This window comes from Parapusillimonas granuli, from assembly GCF_013416525.1.
Taxonomy (GTDB): Bacteria; Pseudomonadota; Gammaproteobacteria; order Burkholderiales; family Burkholderiaceae_B; genus Parapusillimonas; species Parapusillimonas granuli.
Genome location: NZ_JACCEM010000010.1, coordinates 156,718 through 173,403, shown reverse-complemented (window position 1 = coordinate 173,403; position 16,686 = coordinate 156,718). Strand labels below are relative to the sequence as shown.

Sequence of the window (16,686 nt, the reverse complement as noted above, 5' to 3'; positions counted from 1 at the left end):
ATGTATGACACATACCTAACTCTCGCTGATTTTGACCCCGAGTTGGCCGAAGCCGTCCTGCGCGAAGAACGCCGTCAGGAAGATCACGTCGAACTGATCGCTTCCGAGAACTACGCCAGCCCGCTGGTGATGGCCATTCAGAACTCGGTGTTCACCAACAAGTACGCCGAGGGCTACCCCGGCAAGCGCTACTACAGCGGCTGCGAGCATGTGGACGTGGCCGAGCGCCTGGCCATTGAACGGGTCAAGGCGCTGTTCGACTGCGACTACGCCAACGTCCAGCCCCATGCCGGTGCTCAGGCCAATGCGGCGGTTTTTCTGGCGCTGATAAACCCCGGTGACACCGTGATGGGCATGAACTTAGCCCAGGGCGGCCACCTGACCCATGGAAATCCATCCAATTTCTCGGGACGGCACTACAAGATCGTGCCCTATGGCCTGGACCCTGAGACGGGGCTGATCGACTACGACGAGATGGAACGTATCGCGCTGGAAACTCGGCCCAAGATGCTGATCGGCGGCTTCTCGGCCTATTCGCGCCACAAGGACTGGGCGCGCATGCGCTCCATTGCCGACAAAGTGGGCGCCATTTTTTGGGTGGACATGGCCCACGTCGCCGGCTTGGTGGCAGCGAGCGAATACCCGGACCCGCTGCCTCACGCCCATGTGGTGACCAGTACCACCCACAAAACCTTGCGCGGTCCGCGCGGTGGCATCATCCTAGCCAAGGGGCAGGGCGAGGACTTCTACAAGAAGCTTAATTCTGCCGTGTTTCCCGGCATCCAGGGCGGCCCGCTGATGCACGTCATCGCCGCCAAGGCGGTGGCCTTCAAGGAAGCCCTGGCACCTGAGTTCAAGACCTACCAGCGCCGGGTGGTGACCAACGCTCGCGCGATGGCTTCAGTGCTACAGCAGCGTGGCTACAGGATCGTGTCCGGCGGCACCGACAACCACCTGATGCTGATCGACCTATCCACCAAGCCCTACACTGGCAAGGACGCGGACGCGGCCCTGAGCGACGCTTACATCACGGCGAATAAGAACTCGGTGCCCAACGACCCGCGCTCGCCCTTCGTGACCTCGGGGCTGCGCATCGGCACACCGGCTGTGACCACGCGTGGCTTCGGCGTGGCCGAGTGCGAACAACTGGCCGGCTGGCTGTGCGACGTGTTGGATGGGGTAGAAGCCGGTGGCAGTGCGTTGACGGCGGTTCGTGATCAGGTGCGGGAACACGTGGTGGACTTGTGCCGCCGTCATCCCGTCTACTGATAGCGGACGCCTGACCCATGGAACTGCGGCATCTGCGTTGCTTCCTGGCCGTGGCCGAAGAACTCCACTTCGCCCGCGCAGCGGAGAAGTTGCATATTGAGCAGTCGCCGCTGTCGCGAGCCATCAGAGAGTTGGAGGCGGAACTGGGTGTGTCGCTGTTTGCACGTACAACACGCAGTACCCGATTGACCCGTGCGGGCAAGCTGTTTCTTGAGCATGTGCCCCGGGTTTTCGCGGCACTTGAGCAAACGCGCGACAGCGTAAGGGCTGCGGCCAATGGCTTTCATGGTCAGTTACGCATTGCCCTGTCTGATGGTATTACACCGTCGCGCTTGCCCGCCTTGTTGGCGCAGTGCCGCCTAGACGAACCGGAGGTTGATATTCGTTTGTTCGAGGTGCCCCTGTCGCAGCAGATCAAGGGGCTGAATGATGATCTGTACGACGTGGGCTTTGCGCAGTCTGACGAAGTTGGTGATGGCATCCTCGCTGAACCCGTTTGGTCCGACCCACTGATGATCGCGGTGCCTGAACGGCACCCTATCCTGAGCCACAAGCGCATACCTCTGGACGAAGTGCTGCGCTATCCGTTGGTGATGTGTGACCCGGTCGTATGCGAAGGTCATGCGCGTCAGATCGCCCGTGTTTTACGCGCGGTGGATGCGGAGCCGCTGGTGGCTGAACAGGTTGCTTCTTTGGACTTGATGATGGCGCTGGTGTCGGCGGGCTTTGCGCTGGGGCTGGCGGGTGCTTCGCAAATCATCGCCAGCCGTGAGCCTGGTGTTGTAGCGCGGCCCCTCGCTGGGCGTTCGCCAGCTCACACAACCTATTTGCTGTGCCTGAATGCTGAACCTTCTCAAACACTATCCCGTTTTATCGAGCGGGTGAGTTCCATTGAGCTGGCGCGAGAAAGCACGCCTTCCGCTACGCCAAAACCTGATGCCTCGGAGGAAATCGAGCTATGAACAAGGTCATGCCGTTGTTGTTTGTTGCTGTGCTGGCGGGCTTGCGGCCTGTCCGAACCTGCCGCCATCGAAACGGTAGAGTGACTGGCAGCCGACCCCGTGCGGTTGAAGGAGTTACGGCAGCAGTGCAAGCTGGATCGTGCCAAGCTGGGTGATGCGCTGTGCAATCGAGTGTCCGAGGCGACACGCAAGCGGTTCTATGGGGATGGAAACGTTCCCTACACGCCGCAGAAGTCGCCAGAATTCTGACCTAGAATTTTTCAGATATATAGTTCACTCATAAAAAGGGAGTGAGCATGAGGACAATTGGTTTAATCGGGGGAATGAGCTGGGAGTCAACAATTCCGTATTACCGGCACATTAATGAGTCAATTAAACAAAGGCTGGGAGGATTGCATTCGGCCAAAATCATTCTCTATAGCGTCGATTTTCAAGAGATCGAACAGTTGCAGCATGCGGGGAAATGGGAGCAAGCGGGAGGCATATTGGCCAATGCGGCAAGAATTCTCCAGACTGCTGGCGCAGATGGATTGGTGCTATGTACTAACACCATGCACAAAGTTTTCCCTCAAATTGAGGCGGCGGTAAGCATTCCGCTCTTGCACATTGCCGATCCGACGGCGGAAGCCATCAAGGCTGCTGGATTTTTCACTGTGGGACTGCTGGGGACTCGCTTCACGATGGAGCAGGATTTTTATCGTGCGCGTCTTGAACAACAGTACGGGCTTCGAGTTTTAATTCCTGAGGAAGATGATCGGCAGGTCGTGCATCGAATAATTTACGAAGAGCTTTGTCTTGGCAGAGTTCTGGATGAATCGCGCCATGCCTATTTGAATGTCATTGCGCGACTGATTGATAACGGCGCAGAGGCTGTCATTCTTGGGTGTACCGAAATTTCATTGCTGGTGGAGCCGCATCATATTGACATCCCCATATTTGACACTACGCATCTTCACGCGCTTCATGCGGCGGATTGGATGTGCAATGCTCGTGCGAATGCTGGAGTTGCGTAAACTCTGACTATTTATTGAGTGTGACACTATAGATTTTGCCAAACACGCCGCAACGCGCCTTCGCTTGCGGCGTTTTTCCTCCTTTCGCCGCTGCGCGCATTCATGCCTTTTTCTCGATCTTTGTCCCGATAACGGTCTTTGACCGGCACTGACCCGGCACCGATCCTCGTGATTGCGGCACATTGTTGTGTCGCCTTCAGCGCAATGTTGCGCAGGAGTATCGGAGACCAGGCAATGCAAGGGACGAACGTGCTGTTCGGGCAGATCGCCGTGGTATTTGGCATCGTGATCGCCGGTGTGTGGAGCGCTACACAATGGACAGCCGCCGCCTTGGGTTATCAAGTACGCCTTGGCACGCCCTGGTTCGATTTCTTCGGTACGCCGGTCTATCACCCTTGGGCGAATCCATGTCGGTCTCAATCAAAGCGGGACGCGCAACATGGACGTTCGGCAGGCAAAAGGATGTGACATTGTAGTGTTGCGGTGACGCGGTCAGCAGTTCTTGAATGCGGTCGCTAAACACAGCCCTGAGGGAAACGAGTTGTCGCTGTTCCCAGCTAGCTTTATCTCGCCGTTCTATGCAATGGGTTAATGCGTGCAAAATCTTACGTCCCTACAGGGTGTGTTGATAACACTCTTTATTGATTGAGTATGGTGTCCCGTATCGTGCTGATGTTGTGTCGCATCATGTCGATATAGGTTGCTGCGTCACCGTCTTCTGTTGACAGTGCGTCGGAGTATAGTTTTCCACCAACTTTCATGCCCGTTTCGTTGGCCATTTGTTGGATCAATTGAGGGTTGCTGATGTTCTCCACGAACAGGGCGGACGCTTGCTGCTGCTTGATCTGCTGTATCAGCCTTGCAACGGTCTGTGCAGATGCTTCCGAGCCGGTGCTGGCACCCTGCGGCGCCAAGAATTGAAACCCATACTCCTGTGCCAGATAGCCGAAGGCATCATGAGATGTGATGACCGTGCGCTTATCTAAGGGGATTTCGCTGACCAGGGACTCAAGCTCTTTTTCCAGCGCAATGAGCTTGGCATCATACGATTTTGCATTCTCCCGATAGCTAGGGCAGCCCCCTGGATCAGCGCTGCAAAATGCCTCGGCGATATTGTTGACATAAATTCGAGCGTTTGGCACGGACTGCCATGCATGCGGGTCATATTCGCCGTGATTGTGATTGTGGCCGCCCGCATGCGAGTCATGGTGATGGTCTGTGTGCCCGCCATGCTTGTCATCATGCCTATGATTTTTATGGTGATGGTGGTCGTCATGGTGCTGATCGTTGGAGTGATCATGGTCATCATCATGCGTGTTGCGCAATAGCTGGATGCCCTCAGTAAGTTCGACGACGACTTCGGCGGTACTGCCGCTTGCCTGAACGAGGCGTCCCAGAAACCCTTCAAAATTTGCTCCATTGGCCAGTACCAGGTCGGCATTCTTGACGGCTGTTACATCAGTAGGCCGTGGTTCATACGTGTGTGCATCGTTGTTGGGTCCGACTAGGGTTGTCAAAGCGATGCGGTCACCGCCGACGTTCTCGACGAAATCACTGATGATAGAAAACGTTGAGACCACTTTGAGGCTATTCGCGACAGCCAAGGGCGACGCGAGCAGTGTCACAGCGACGCTGGTGAGTGTGACAAGTTTGTTGAATCGGAACATACCAATCTTCCTTTGATGAGGCTTTGCAAAAATGGTGCGGTAGCCACCAGAGGTTCGGATGCGATATCCGACCCGGCACTCCAGCAGCCAGTAGAGACCTATAGAACTCTGCTTTAAATGATATGTTATAACATCACGTTTAGTATGTTATAACATTACATATCGCAGCGGAGTGGAACATGGAAAAAAACACAGCCAGACCGTATCAAGATAGGTGGATCACAGTACAGTTGATGGTGTTGGCTGCGACACTCTGCACAGCCTTTGAGGCGCAGGCCGCCGAGACAGAAGCGACAGTGATGGGCGGCAGTCAGGCCACTGCGTCATCATCACGTGCCGCCGTTTCCGCCCAGACTCAACCGGTCGAATTGAACCCGATCGTGGTGACGGCAACGCGCAATGTGCAGCTTCGTGATGAGGTTGCATCTTCCATGGAGGTGGTCGAGGGCCATGTGCTGGAAGAGACGGTGGGCAATTCTTTCCTTGATCAGCTCAAGAAGAATGCCAGCGTTGATGTCATTCAATATCCGAACGGTTTGGCCGGCGTGGGCTTGCGCGGCATGCGCCCCAATTTCGAGTTCACCATCAACCCGCGCACCTTGGTGCTGATTGACGGGCGCCCTTCGGGTTCCAGCAGTTTCACCACGCTGTCGCCCGAAAGTATTGAGCGCGTTGAAGTGCTCAAAGGGCCGGCCTCATCGCTATATGGCGCGTCGGCCATGGGCGGGGTGGTCAATATCATCACGCGTCGTTCCACTGGCCCGATAGGGGGCAGCGTGAGTCTGGGTTATGGTTCTTTCGACACCCGTCAAGCCGATGTGGCGTTGGGCGGATCCTTGTCTGACCGAACCGACTTTGACCTGGCCGTCGGCTATGTGAACCAGAATGGCGAGTTTCGCACGGGCGGCGGTGACAAGCGACCTAACAGTGATTTCCGTCGGATATCGGGCAAGGCGCGGCTGGGCAGCGACTTGACCGACATGGTCAGGGTCGATGTGACACTGGACTGGGCCGATCTGAGCAACAATGCGCCTGGTCCGCTTAGTTTCGATCCGGCCAATGCGTCGGCGAACGAAACCAGCCGGTTCGGAGGGGATGTCAGATTGACGCTGACGCCGCGCGACCATGAAATCACCGCCGTGGCCTATGCGTCCCGTGAAAATTACAACTACTTCACGGTGCCAGCACAGGCGCCGCGCTATCGTTCCAGCCGTACTGAGTCGAGCTATGTGGGCCTGCAGCTGCAGGATGTCTGGAGCCTGAGCGACCGCATGACCCTGACTTATGGCTTGGACTGGCAGCGTGTCGAGGCAGACCGTTTTTCCTTCAACGCGGCGGGGCAGAGCCTGGCACCTTACAGCCCCAATGAACGGCGCGACAGCCGGGGTGTTTTCGCAGAATGGGGCAGCAAGTGGCTGGATGACAGACTGATCCTCACGCTGGGCGGCAGGGTCGATTGGATCGACGCCAGCACACGCACCACGCCTTACAAGGACTCCTTCACGCCTGGTTCGTCCAGCTTCACCAGCTTTAATCCTCGTGGTGGCGTGGTCTACAAGCTGACGGAGCAATGGCGGGTGCACGGCTCCGCCGGTACGGCTTTCGCGCCGCCGCAAGGCAGCGAACTGGCAGGCGAGAATGTGGAGTACGCGGGTATCCAGCGGCGGCTAAGCATCGGTAATGCCGGCCTGAATCCCGAGCGCAATAAAAGCTGGGATCTGGGTGTGGGCTACGTCAATGAGTACCTGGATGCCGATTTGACCTACTTCAATTCGCGCATCCGCGACCGTATCCGTTCAGTCATTGTCAGTGAAACGCCCACAGAACGTATCAGCAGCTATGAAAACGCTAATGAATCCCGTATGCGCGGCATTGAAGCGAGACTGGCGCTGGATGCAGGCAGGTTGTTTGGGCTGCCCCCCGGGCGGGTGGGAGTGTCCAGCAGTTTGACCCGCTTGATACAGGCTGAAGATTTCGATGCCAGCGGTCCGGTACCCATACGCAATGTGGCCAAGTGGAAGGGCAACGTGTCTCTGACTGTCAGTGATGGCCAGCAATGGTGGGCAACGTTGACAGCGCGCCATGTAGACGTGCGCTATGACAATGACAACAGTCAGGGTCGCATCTACACCAATGGCTGCGGCGGGTTGTTCGAGAACGAGCCTTTTACCGTGGTGGATTTCAGCGCCCGCTGGAAGATTACGCGCAACGACACGCTGCGCTTCGATGTCTCCAATCTGTTCGATCGCATTTACTACGAAAAGGCTGATTACACCATGCCGGGCCGTGCCTTCTACCTGCGTTATACAAGGGCGCTGTAATCATGTCTTTGAAATTGATATTGGAGCAACTTAGTCAATTCCTGTTTCAACCCGTGTTGGCCTTGCTGGTGGTGCTGGTGGTGTGGACGTTGGTGGCGCTGGGCATGTTTGTGCGCAGTCTGGTAAGCCGACGACGGGGACGCAAACCGGCTGTGGGCCGGTTCACAGCGCAGATCGATGCCGTCGCGGCGGGCGAGGCGAGCGATGCCGACCTGTGCATCGAGCGCGTGCTGGCCCAAGCCGAGCACGACAGTCTGCGCAGCCTGAACGCTGTGCGCTTCGCCGTGCGCGCCGGCCCTTCTCTGGGCCTGATGGGTACGCTGATTCCCATGGCAGCGGCGTTGAGCGGCTTGGCGCGTGGGGATTTGCCGGCCCTTTCCGAGCATATGGTGGTGGCGTTTTCCGCCACGATTGTCGGTATTGCCATCGGCGTTGTTGCGCATGTGATCGCCATGGTGCGCGAGGGTTGGCAGCGCCAGGATCTGGACGACATTCGCCTGCATGCCGAGCAGGTGTTGCGAGCGCACGAGACGACCGCACAAAAGGCGGTCGCATGAAATCCCGCCTGCGCTTTACCCGCCCACGGTCGGATATCAGCCGTCACGACGACCCCCTGTCAGGGGTAGCCAATCTCTTTGATGCCAGTCTGGCCTTCATCGTGGCCATGGCGCTCGCGCTGTTTTCCGTACTGGGTTCGACCGACATGCTCAGCGCTGACGCCAGTTGGACGCTGACACGCACGACGGCGGATGGCGAGCTTGAAGTCGTCACCAAAGATCAGCAGCAGATCAAGGTGGAACGTATCTCCGACCGCAAGTTGTCGGGACAGGGCGAGCGCCTGGGGACGGCGTATCGCCTGCCAGATGGGCAAGTGGTGTACGTGCCGGAACAAGACAACGGAAGGCCTTGAGGGAAACTTATGCTTTTACGCGACGCAAACCGCAGGGCCGCCCGGCGAGTTTCCTCATGGTTATGGATAAGCGTGTTTTGCTTGCTGTGCCTTTGGCCTGTAGCGCACGCGCACGCTGCAGGCCCGCGCATCGCCGTCATTTCCATTGAGCTGGCGCAGCAACCCACCCTGATGCGCGAGGCAGCGGCGCGCCAGGCGCCGCACATGCAAATCAATCTGTTCGGCTTGGGGGAAGGGCATTTGCCATCGATAGAGGGTGTCCAGTTGGAAGACTATGACCTTGTTGTGGTCGAAGGCATCGGCCCCAGATTGGCGCAGTATCGAGCCCGTCTGGATGAGGTCGCACGGCATACGAAAGTGCTGGTGTTGAATGGCGATGAATGGGTGAACGGCAACGTGGATCGTGCCACGGTGCCTGACGCCATCACGTATTGGCGCAACGCCACTGCGGACAATTACACCTATTTATTCGATTACTTGGGTGCGCGTCTGCTCGGGCTGGACAGATCCGTCGCCGCGCCGGTCGAATATGCCGACCAGGCTTATTACCATCCCGACCATGCGGATGGTTTTACCGACCTGCAAGCCTATCTGAACTGGATGGGGCATCGTCATGCCGATGCCGCCGAACGCTCGCGCGTGGGTATCGTGTTCTACCGCAGTCTGGCGTTGGCTGGGAACACGGCGGTGATCGATGCGCTGATCTCGGAGACCGAGAACCAGGGCGGCTTGCCGGTGGCGCTTTGGCGTAGCGGCAGTCGGGATTCTTTGCGCGGCTTGCGCGACCAGACGGGGCGCCCGGGGGTGGATGCCCTGATTCTGTGTGCAAGCCAGATTGATTACGCCGATCATCAAGCCGGGGTGAGAGAAGCCCAGGAGCTGGGCGTCGCGGTGTTGAACTGCACCACCGATTACAGCCGCACGCCCGATGAATGGCGCGCCGACTTGGGCGGGTTCGCACCCGACCGTAGCGGACAACTGGCCATGAGCGAAGTCAGCGGCATTGTCGAGCCCATGATGGTGGGCGCTCGCGTCGTGCATGGCGATGGCGCTGTGCGTCATGAGGTGCTACCCGGACAAGTGGCCTGGCGCGTGGCGCGGGCCATGTCCTGGGCGCGAGTGCATCGTCTTTCCAATGCCGACAAGCGTGTGGTGATTACCTACCACAGCGAAGCGGCGGATCGCGCCGATGTGGGCAGTGATCCCGATACGTATCTGGATGCACAGGCCAGTCTGGCTGCGTTGTTGCGGCGGCTTCGGGATGAAGGCTACGACGTGGGTGAAGACCCCCTGCCTGACGCGCAGACGCTGGCGCGTCGCATGGCGCATGAGGGCGGCAATGTCAGCGCGGGCTTGTGGGGCGCTGCGGGTCATCAGGGTGAACGGGATGCCCAGGCTTTGAAGGCGCAGGCGGAACTGGACAGGCGCCTGAAAGACGGCACGGCCGTCGCCATTCCTGAAGCGCAGTATCTGGAATGGTATGCGCAACTGCCGTTGGCCCTGCGTGAGCAAAGCGAGGCCTATTGGGGGCCGCCACCGGGTAGGCTGATGGTGCATACGGACGAGACCGGTGCGCGCGCTATTGTCATCCCCTTGCTGCGCTTCGGCAAGGTGGCACTGGCGCCGCACCCGGTCTGGGGCTATCTGCAGGATGCCGGCGCCTTGTCTTCCACTGGTGCCTTGCCGCCTCATCATCAATACATCGCTTTCTACCGGTGGATGGCGGAAGGCTGGCAGGCCGACGCCTATCTGCCGATCTTCACGCAGATTTCTCTGATGCCGGGTAAGCAGCAAGGCCCTGCGCACGACGACTGGATCGGGCGGTTGATCGGAAACCTGCCCCACATACAGCCCACGCCCTTGCAGGCCAACGGCGGCATTGGCAACAAGCGCCGGGCCAATGCCGTGACGCTGGGTTTCATGCCGCCGTTGATGCGCGGCGGCTTGCCGCCGATGCTGAAGGACTTGCGCGATGGTCTGGCGGTGGCGTCACGAGCGTCACGAGCGTCGGGTGCGGAGCAGCAGGCAGCCCGGCAGGCGCTGCGGATGGCGGCATCAGCGCATGAGCGGGCGCTGGGACTCGATACCGTATCGGCGGCATGGCCGGCACTGGAAGTCGCGTTGAACACCTATCTTGACGAAGTGGCCGCCGCCGTCATGCCGGTGGGCGGGCATGTGCTGGGCCAGGCGCCTGACGTGGCAATCACCGCCGGCATGGTGCATGCCATGCTGCAGGGCGATGGCTCTGACGCGCCCGATGAAGCAGCCGTGCGTGCGGCGTTGCAAGGCGACGTCGCCGGACTCGATGCGCAGCAGCTTGCGCGTATACAGGATTACGCGGCCCGCATCGCCACCGCCCCGCGCGAAATGGATGCTGTGCTGCAAGCCTTGTCAGGGGGCTATATCGAGCCTGGCCCAATGGCGGATGCCGTGCGTAATCCGGATGCCTTGCCGCCGGGACGCAACCCCTATACGCTGGCCACGCGTAGCTTGCCGACGCGGGAATCCTGGGAAATCGGCGTGCGGTTGGCCGACGAACTCATCGAGGCCTATCGCCAGGAACACGATAGCGTGCCACGCAAAGTGGCTTTTGTGCTGTGGTCGGGCGAATCCACACAGAACGAGGCTGCGATTGAAGCCCAGATTCTGCGCCTGCTTGGCGCACGTCCTGTCTGGAATCCACGTGGCGAAGTCATTGACGTGACGCTGGACGATCGTGCAAGCCTGGGGCGGCCGCGTGTGGATGTGCTGGTCACGACGTCCGGCACCTATCGAGATCACTTCAGGGACAAGATTGCCATGCTGGCCAAAGCGGCCCGGCTGGCGGCACAGGCGCGCGAAGAAGACAACGCCGTGTATTTGCACAGCCAGGCTCAGGCGCAGCGTTTGCGCGCAGAGGGCGTGGATGCGAAAATCGCCGCGCAACAGTCGATGCGGCGCATCTATTCCACGGCGCCAGGCGCCTACTCGCCTTCAACGCAATTCGCCATCCGCGCCGGCGCCCAATGGGACGACACCCGTTTGTCGCAGCTGTACACGGACAGGCTGGGCCATGCCTATGGCGAGAGCGAGCAGGGCGCAATGGATGCGGCTGGTTTTATTGATCAGCTTTCCAGTGTGGAAGCCGCTGTGTTCAGCCGCAGCTCGAACGCCTATGGTTTACTCGATACCAGCATGCCCGCCGCCTATCTGGGCGGCGTCAGCAACGCGGTACGCGAACATACCGGCCGTCAAATCAGCAACTACATTGCTGATTTGAAAGCCTCGCATACCGGCGAAGCGCATCTGGAACCCCTGGCGCGCACCTTCGGTCGGGAATTGCAATCGCGCTATTTCAACCCCGAATGGATACGCGCCATGCAGGACAGTGGTTACAACGGCGCGCGGTACATGGCCGACCTGCCTGCTCATATGCTGTTGTGGGATATCACCACGCCGCAACTCGTCGACGACGCCGATTGGGCTGAAGTGAAGGCCGTCTACGTCGATGACAAGCATGGCATGGACATGGAAGAGTATTTCGAGTGGCACAACCCGTATGCGCGCCAACATCTGCTGGAAACCCTGCTGGACGCCATTGAGCGCGGCGCTTGGCACGCGGACGACGTCGATCGCGTGCAACTGGAGCAGGCGCTTGCCCAGAGCGTCGACCAGCACGGCTCGGATTGCGCATTGCCGTCGTGTAGGGATGTGGGACTTGCAGAAATGGAGCAACCGGCCCCCGCCCTTGTACCGCCTGCCACGACGGCGGGACCCGCAGAGCCGCGGCAGGCAAGGGCGGATGTGGAAGGCTATGCGCTGGAGTCGCGAGCCGTCACACCGGTGCAACCCATGCAGAAGGGAATCTGGCTGTGGCTGCTGGCTGCCATCGTGCTTTTTGCAGTGGGTGGGTTACGGCGGCCTCGTTGGTGAAGAGTGTTGGCTTCAGGCGCAATGTCGCATTGGTAGCGGGTCCAGTATGATTTTGAAGCTCAAGTAAGCTTCAAAAAAGGCAGAACACGTTGACCACGCGATTTCCATTGTTGTTCCTGGCACTGCTACCTCTCGGTGTGCAGGCCCACCCGCACGCGTGGATCGATGTGCGCAGCACTATCGTCATGTCCGCTGAAGGGCTGATTTCGGCAATTGAGGAAGAATGGCTCTTTGACGATCTGTATAGCGCGGCAGTCGTGGGTGGTTTCAAGAACGACAGCCCAGGTAAAGCAGCGACCGTGCGGGACTTCGCACCCGAAGTCATCAAGAACCTGGAACCCTACGGCTATTTCATGCGCCTTACGGCGGATGATCGCCAGATCAAGCTGGACACCGTCACGGAATACAAAAGCGAAATGAAAGGGCAGCAACTTATGCTGTCCTTCACCGCGCCGTTGGCAAAGCCGGTCGACCCCAGTCGCTACGCAGTCAGTTTCGCGGTCTACGATCCCACCTACTACATTCACATGGCTCACCTCGTCGCGCAGCCGCCCACCATACGAAGCAGAAAGAAAACAGCTTGCCAGGCGCGCGTTGAGCCGGCGCGCCCCTCACATGAGGATTTAGCCCGCGCCTTCGCTCTGGACCAAGGGGCGTCGCCTCAATATGATCTGGGCCATTTGTTCGCGGAAAAGGTGCTGGTTCAATGCAAGTAGGAAGCAGGGCGGTCAGTCGTGCGATGCTGATCTGTGCGTTCATGGTGGCCTTCGTGCTCGCGGCATGGGTCATGTCGAGCCATTACGGCGTCTGGAACCGATTCACGGTCTGGGTCATGTCCACGCAAGGCGAGCTGCATCGGCAGCTTGCCGCCGCCATACGTCAGTTCGCGCAGGAAGGGTGGGCTGTCGCCTGCGGGCTGATCGGTATCAGCCTGCTCTATGGTATTTTCCACGCGGCGGGGCCGGGTCATGGCAAAGCGGTGATCACCACTTACCTGGGAACGACCCGCACCCGTTTGCGGCGCGGTCTGTTCCTGTCGCTGGTTTCAGCGCTGGCCCAGGGAATAGTGGCCGTGATACTGGTCGAAATCGTCGTCAACCTGCTGGGCTATTCCTTGCGGCGCACTCGGAGCACTGCCGGCCAACTGGAAAACCTGAGTTTTGCACTGGTGGCTTTGCTGGGGGCCGTGCTGGCCGTGCGCAGCGCAATGGGTTTGTATCGTCGATGGCGTGAATCGAAACGCAAGCCGGTTTCCCTTTTCTCGGGAGGAGGAACATTGCAGGCCTATTGCGCGGAGTGCGGCGGGCCGCACAGCGTTTCAAAGGAACACATCAGTCAAGCACTGACATGGCGCAGCGCGCTGCCCATCATCCTCGTCATTGGTCTGCGCCCCTGCACGGGGGCGATTCTGGTTCTGCTGGTCGCCTATTCGCTTGATCTTCGCTGGGTTGGCATTGCCGCCGTCCTGGCTATGTCGCTCGGAACGGCAGCCACCGTCGGCCTTCTGGCCACGCTGGCTGTTTCGTTCAGGCATGTGGCCTTGCGTTTCTTTCAACGCGGAGCCACATCCCCAATGCATACCGGCATGGTTTTTGACATGCTTGGCTTGTCGGGCGGTCTGCTGATTGGCTTGATGGGTTGGGGCTTGCTTCAGCAGGGGTTGAATGCCGCACAGCATCCTCTCTTATGAGTTTGTTACAGACGGCCTGGGTACTGTTCACCCTATGCGATTCATGTTTGTATTCTGAAATTTCTGTGTGATAGCTTTCTGGCTTTGGTAATATCTGGTCCTATGTTCAGCAATATCTTGCAACGATTCTGGCGCAAAAAGCACTCGGTGAGTGTGCTGTGTCTGCTGTTGCTTGCAATGGTGCTGCGCGGCATGGTTCCGGCGGGGTACATGCCGAACCTCGGCGAAAAGCAGCATGGCGATGCCCTGCTGACCTTCTGTTCTCATGATCCGCGTGGCGGCATCCCCGATGCATTGCTCGCTCTCTGGGCAGATGTTGATCTTGAGCCTGACCCGGGCGATAGCGATATGTCGCACAGCAGCGCTTTTTGCGTTCTGGGTCAGTTAACCATGGATCTCCCGGAAACCGGCAGCCTCGACGCTGTGGCGGTTTTCTTCCAGGCGCAGCCGGTACTGCCGGTAACGTTTTTTTCCCTGCCTCTACAGGGGCCACGCGGCCCGCCACTGGGCTCCAGAGCGCCGCCTTCCTTCATCGTCTGATTTCAGGCGAACCCACACTTCTTCGCATTGTTTTTGCCTGCCTCCGTGTCGCTGCCTGACCGGTGTTGCGCAATGGCGTGTCGTGAGCGTTCCGCCACATTTTTTCCTGTCGTCCGTGCCATGCATGCCGCTTCGGCTCATGTAGCGGCCTGTTTTCGTGCGGACGCCGATAATCATTTGATGAAGAAGAATTTCAATGAATACAGAAAACACTTCGTTCCCGGTTCTGCGCCTTGTCGCTGCCTTGAGTCTGCTGGGCAGCGCTTTTCCCGTTTGGTCACAGAGTCCGCCGGTGGCAGACGGGTTGCAGCCGCACAATCTTTCCAACGCTCCCGTCATCAGCCTGGAGCGTATTGTCGTCACAGGTGTCGGGCCCGTGACACCGCTGCTGTTCGTGACCGACCCCAAGAAGCCGCGCCAGCCAATTCCGGCCAGCGACGGGACGGATTATCTGAAAACCATTCCGGGGTTTTCTGCCATACGCAATGGTGGCAGTAATGGCGACCCGGTTCTGCGCGGCATGTTCGGATCTCGCCTGAACCTGCTGACCAATGGCACGTCCATGCCGGGCGCCTGCCCGGCGCGGATGGACGCACCGAGTTCCTATATTTCACCGGCAAATTTCGATGAGCTGACCATTATCAAGGGGCCGCAGACGGTACTGTGGGGGCCGGGTGCGTCCGCAGGAACGATTCGCTTCGACCGCAAGGCGCCCGGGTTCACTGAACCGGGCATACTGTTCGACGGCAGCCTGACCGGCGGTTCATGGGGCCGTCATGACCAGACGGCGGATCTTGCCGCCGGTAACGAGAAAGTCTATGTCAGGCTGACGGGCAACCATTCCCACTCCCAGGATTACGAGGACGGCGACGGCGAGCGAGTTCCGTCGAAATGGAATAAGTGGAATACTGATGTGACGTTTGGCGTGACGCCCGATGCCAATACCTTGATCGAACTGACGGCCGGTACGGGAGACGGCGAGGCCCGCTATGCGGGCCGTGGCATGGATGGCTCCAAGTTCAAGCGCGAGTCGTTCGGCCTGCGTTTCGAGAAGGACAATATGGGTTCGACACTCAGAAAAATCGAGGCGCAGGTGTACTACAACTACGCCGATCACGTCATGGACAATTATTCATTGCGGGACTTCAAGCCGGCCAACGGCATGAACATGCCCATGGCCTCGAATGTGGACAGAAAGACCTGGGGCGGTCGCTTCGCCGCCACGCTTGACCTGGCCGAAGACCTGGAACTGGTGAGCGGCTTTGATTTCCAGGACAGTCGACATAGCGCCCGCCGAGGGATGGGCATGATGTCGTATCGCGATCAGTCCAGGGTTGAAGACGCTCGTTTCCAGAACACGGGGGTGTTTGGCGAACTGACGTGGCGTGCCGGCGAGCGAGACCGCGTCATAGGAGGCGTGCGCGTGGACCACGCCTCGGCGCGCGACCGCCGCCAGACGGTGAGTGGCAGCCATAGCATGATGGCCATGCCCAATCCGACCGCCGGTGAAAAGCGGGACCGCCTTTTGCCTGGCGGCTTCCTGCGCTACGAGCATGATCTTGCCACGATGCCAGCCACTGTCTATGCAGGCGTCGGCCATGTACAGCGCTTTCCCGATTACTGGGAATTGTTCTCGCCCTCGCGAGGCCCGGCTGGCAGCGCGAATGCCTTCGATGGTGTGAAGCCCGAGAAAACCACGCAACTGGATTTCGGGGCGCAGTATAGAACGGAGCGGATCGATGCCTGGGCATCGGCCTATGTCGGCCAAGTTCGCGATTTTATTCTGTTCGATTACGGGCCGATGGGCATGACGTCCCAGGCGCGCAATATCGACGCCACCATTTTCGGTGGGGAACTGGGTGTGTCCTACAAGCTGTCGCCCGCCTGGACGCTCGACACCACGCTGGCCTACGCCTGGGGAAAAAACCGCAGCGATGGCATTGCCTTGCCGCAGATTCCACCCCTGGAAGGGCGTTTGTCGCTTGCCTATGAACAGGGGCCATGGTCGGCTGGCGTGCTATGGCGCCTGGTGGCGGCGCAGAACCGCTACGCCGTCAACCAAGGCAATGTCGTCAGCAAGGACTTCGACGGCAGCGGCGGCTTTGGCGTACTGTCTCTGAATGGCGGCTACCGCATCAGCAAACAAGTACAGCTTGCCTTCGGTGTGGATAATCTGTTCGATCGCACGTATAGCGAACATTTGAACCTGGCGGGCAATTCGGGTTTCGGCTATTCAGCGAATACACGGATCAATGAACCGGGCCGGACGGTTTGGGCCACCTTGAGCGTCAGATACTGAATATTGTTTCGGTTTTTTTGTTTCAGTATTTGAGTTTTGAAGAGTTGGTGTATGAACTGCACCCAAGCGTTGGACGCTCATCCAATCTTTGGGGTGCAGTTCA

The 16,686-nt window shown here is 59.0% G+C and carries 13 protein-coding genes and 1 pseudogene; 13 read left to right on the top strand and 1 reads right to left on the bottom strand.

What is annotated here, in order from left to right; genetic code table 11:
- The 5 genes and pseudogenes from glyA (at position 1) to H0A72_RS18315 (ending at position 3,712) form a co-directional block, all read left to right on the top strand.
- Positions 1-1,269, top strand: coding sequence for a serine hydroxymethyltransferase (gene glyA / locus H0A72_RS18330; RefSeq protein ID WP_180157912.1), 1,269 nt, complete (start codon positions 1-3; stop codon positions 1,267-1,269).
- A gap of 17 nt (positions 1,270-1,286) precedes the next feature.
- Positions 1,287-2,231, top strand: coding sequence for a LysR family transcriptional regulator (locus H0A72_RS18325; protein WP_180066085.1), 945 nt, complete (start codon positions 1,287-1,289; stop codon positions 2,229-2,231).
- Positions 2,228-2,480: pseudogene (locus H0A72_RS22265) on the top strand (EexN family lipoprotein). Before H0A72_RS18325 ends, H0A72_RS22265 begins: the two are co-directional and overlap by 4 nt.
- Before the next feature lie 47 nt (positions 2,481-2,527).
- Positions 2,528-3,244, top strand: coding sequence for an aspartate/glutamate racemase family protein (locus H0A72_RS18320; RefSeq protein ID WP_180066083.1), 717 nt, complete (start codon positions 2,528-2,530; stop codon positions 3,242-3,244).
- Between the two features lie 234 nt (positions 3,245-3,478).
- Positions 3,479-3,712 (top strand): hypothetical protein, encoded by a 234-nt coding sequence (locus tag H0A72_RS18315; protein ID WP_180065351.1) that lies wholly within the window; start codon positions 3,479-3,481, stop codon positions 3,710-3,712.
- A 170-nt stretch (positions 3,713-3,882) separates the two neighbouring features.
- Here the strand turns inward: H0A72_RS18315 and H0A72_RS18310 are convergent, their stop codons facing one another.
- Entirely contained in the window at positions 3,883-4,911 is a 1,029-nt protein-coding gene (locus tag H0A72_RS18310) for a metal ABC transporter solute-binding protein, Zn/Mn family (protein WP_180066081.1), read from the bottom strand.
- 179 nt (positions 4,912-5,090) lie between these two features.
- Here H0A72_RS18310 and H0A72_RS18305 point away from each other — a divergent pair, with 179 nt between their 5' ends.
- The 8 genes from H0A72_RS18305 (at position 5,091) to H0A72_RS18270 (ending at position 16,583) form a co-directional block, all read left to right on the top strand.
- Positions 5,091-7,232 (top strand): TonB-dependent receptor, encoded by a 2,142-nt coding sequence (locus H0A72_RS18305; protein ID WP_180157910.1) that lies wholly within the window; start codon positions 5,091-5,093, stop codon positions 7,230-7,232.
- Between the two features lie 2 nt (positions 7,233-7,234).
- Positions 7,235-7,789, top strand: coding sequence for a MotA/TolQ/ExbB proton channel family protein (locus H0A72_RS18300; RefSeq protein ID WP_180066077.1), 555 nt, complete (start codon positions 7,235-7,237; stop codon positions 7,787-7,789).
- Positions 7,786-8,142 (top strand): DUF2149 domain-containing protein, encoded by a 357-nt coding sequence (locus tag H0A72_RS18295; RefSeq protein WP_180157908.1) that lies wholly within the window; start codon positions 7,786-7,788, stop codon positions 8,140-8,142. Before H0A72_RS18300 ends, H0A72_RS18295 begins: the two co-directional genes overlap by 4 nt.
- Positions 8,143-8,151: 9 nt before the next feature.
- On the top strand, positions 8,152-12,054 hold the full coding sequence (locus H0A72_RS18290) for a cobaltochelatase subunit CobN (protein ID WP_180157906.1): 3,903 nt from the start codon (positions 8,152-8,154) through the stop codon (positions 12,052-12,054).
- A gap of 89 nt (positions 12,055-12,143) precedes the next feature.
- Positions 12,144-12,770, top strand: a complete 627-nt coding sequence (locus H0A72_RS18285; protein WP_180066071.1) for a DUF1007 family protein — start codon at positions 12,144-12,146, stop codon at positions 12,768-12,770.
- The gene (locus tag H0A72_RS18280; RefSeq protein ID WP_180066069.1) at positions 12,761-13,744 is read left to right on the top strand and encodes a nickel/cobalt transporter; all 984 of its coding nucleotides are present in this window, start codon (positions 12,761-12,763) and stop codon (positions 13,742-13,744) included. Before H0A72_RS18285 ends, H0A72_RS18280 begins: the two co-directional genes overlap by 10 nt.
- Positions 13,745-13,846: 102 nt before the next feature.
- A complete protein-coding gene (locus tag H0A72_RS18275) occupies positions 13,847-14,284 on the top strand; it encodes a hypothetical protein (protein WP_180066067.1) in 438 nt (145 codons plus the stop codon).
- A 196-nt stretch (positions 14,285-14,480) separates the two neighbouring features.
- Complete coding sequence (locus H0A72_RS18270; protein WP_180066065.1) at positions 14,481-16,583, top strand: TonB-dependent copper receptor; 2,103 nt, start codon at positions 14,481-14,483, stop codon at positions 16,581-16,583.
- The last annotated feature ends 103 nt before the right edge of the window (positions 16,584-16,686 follow it).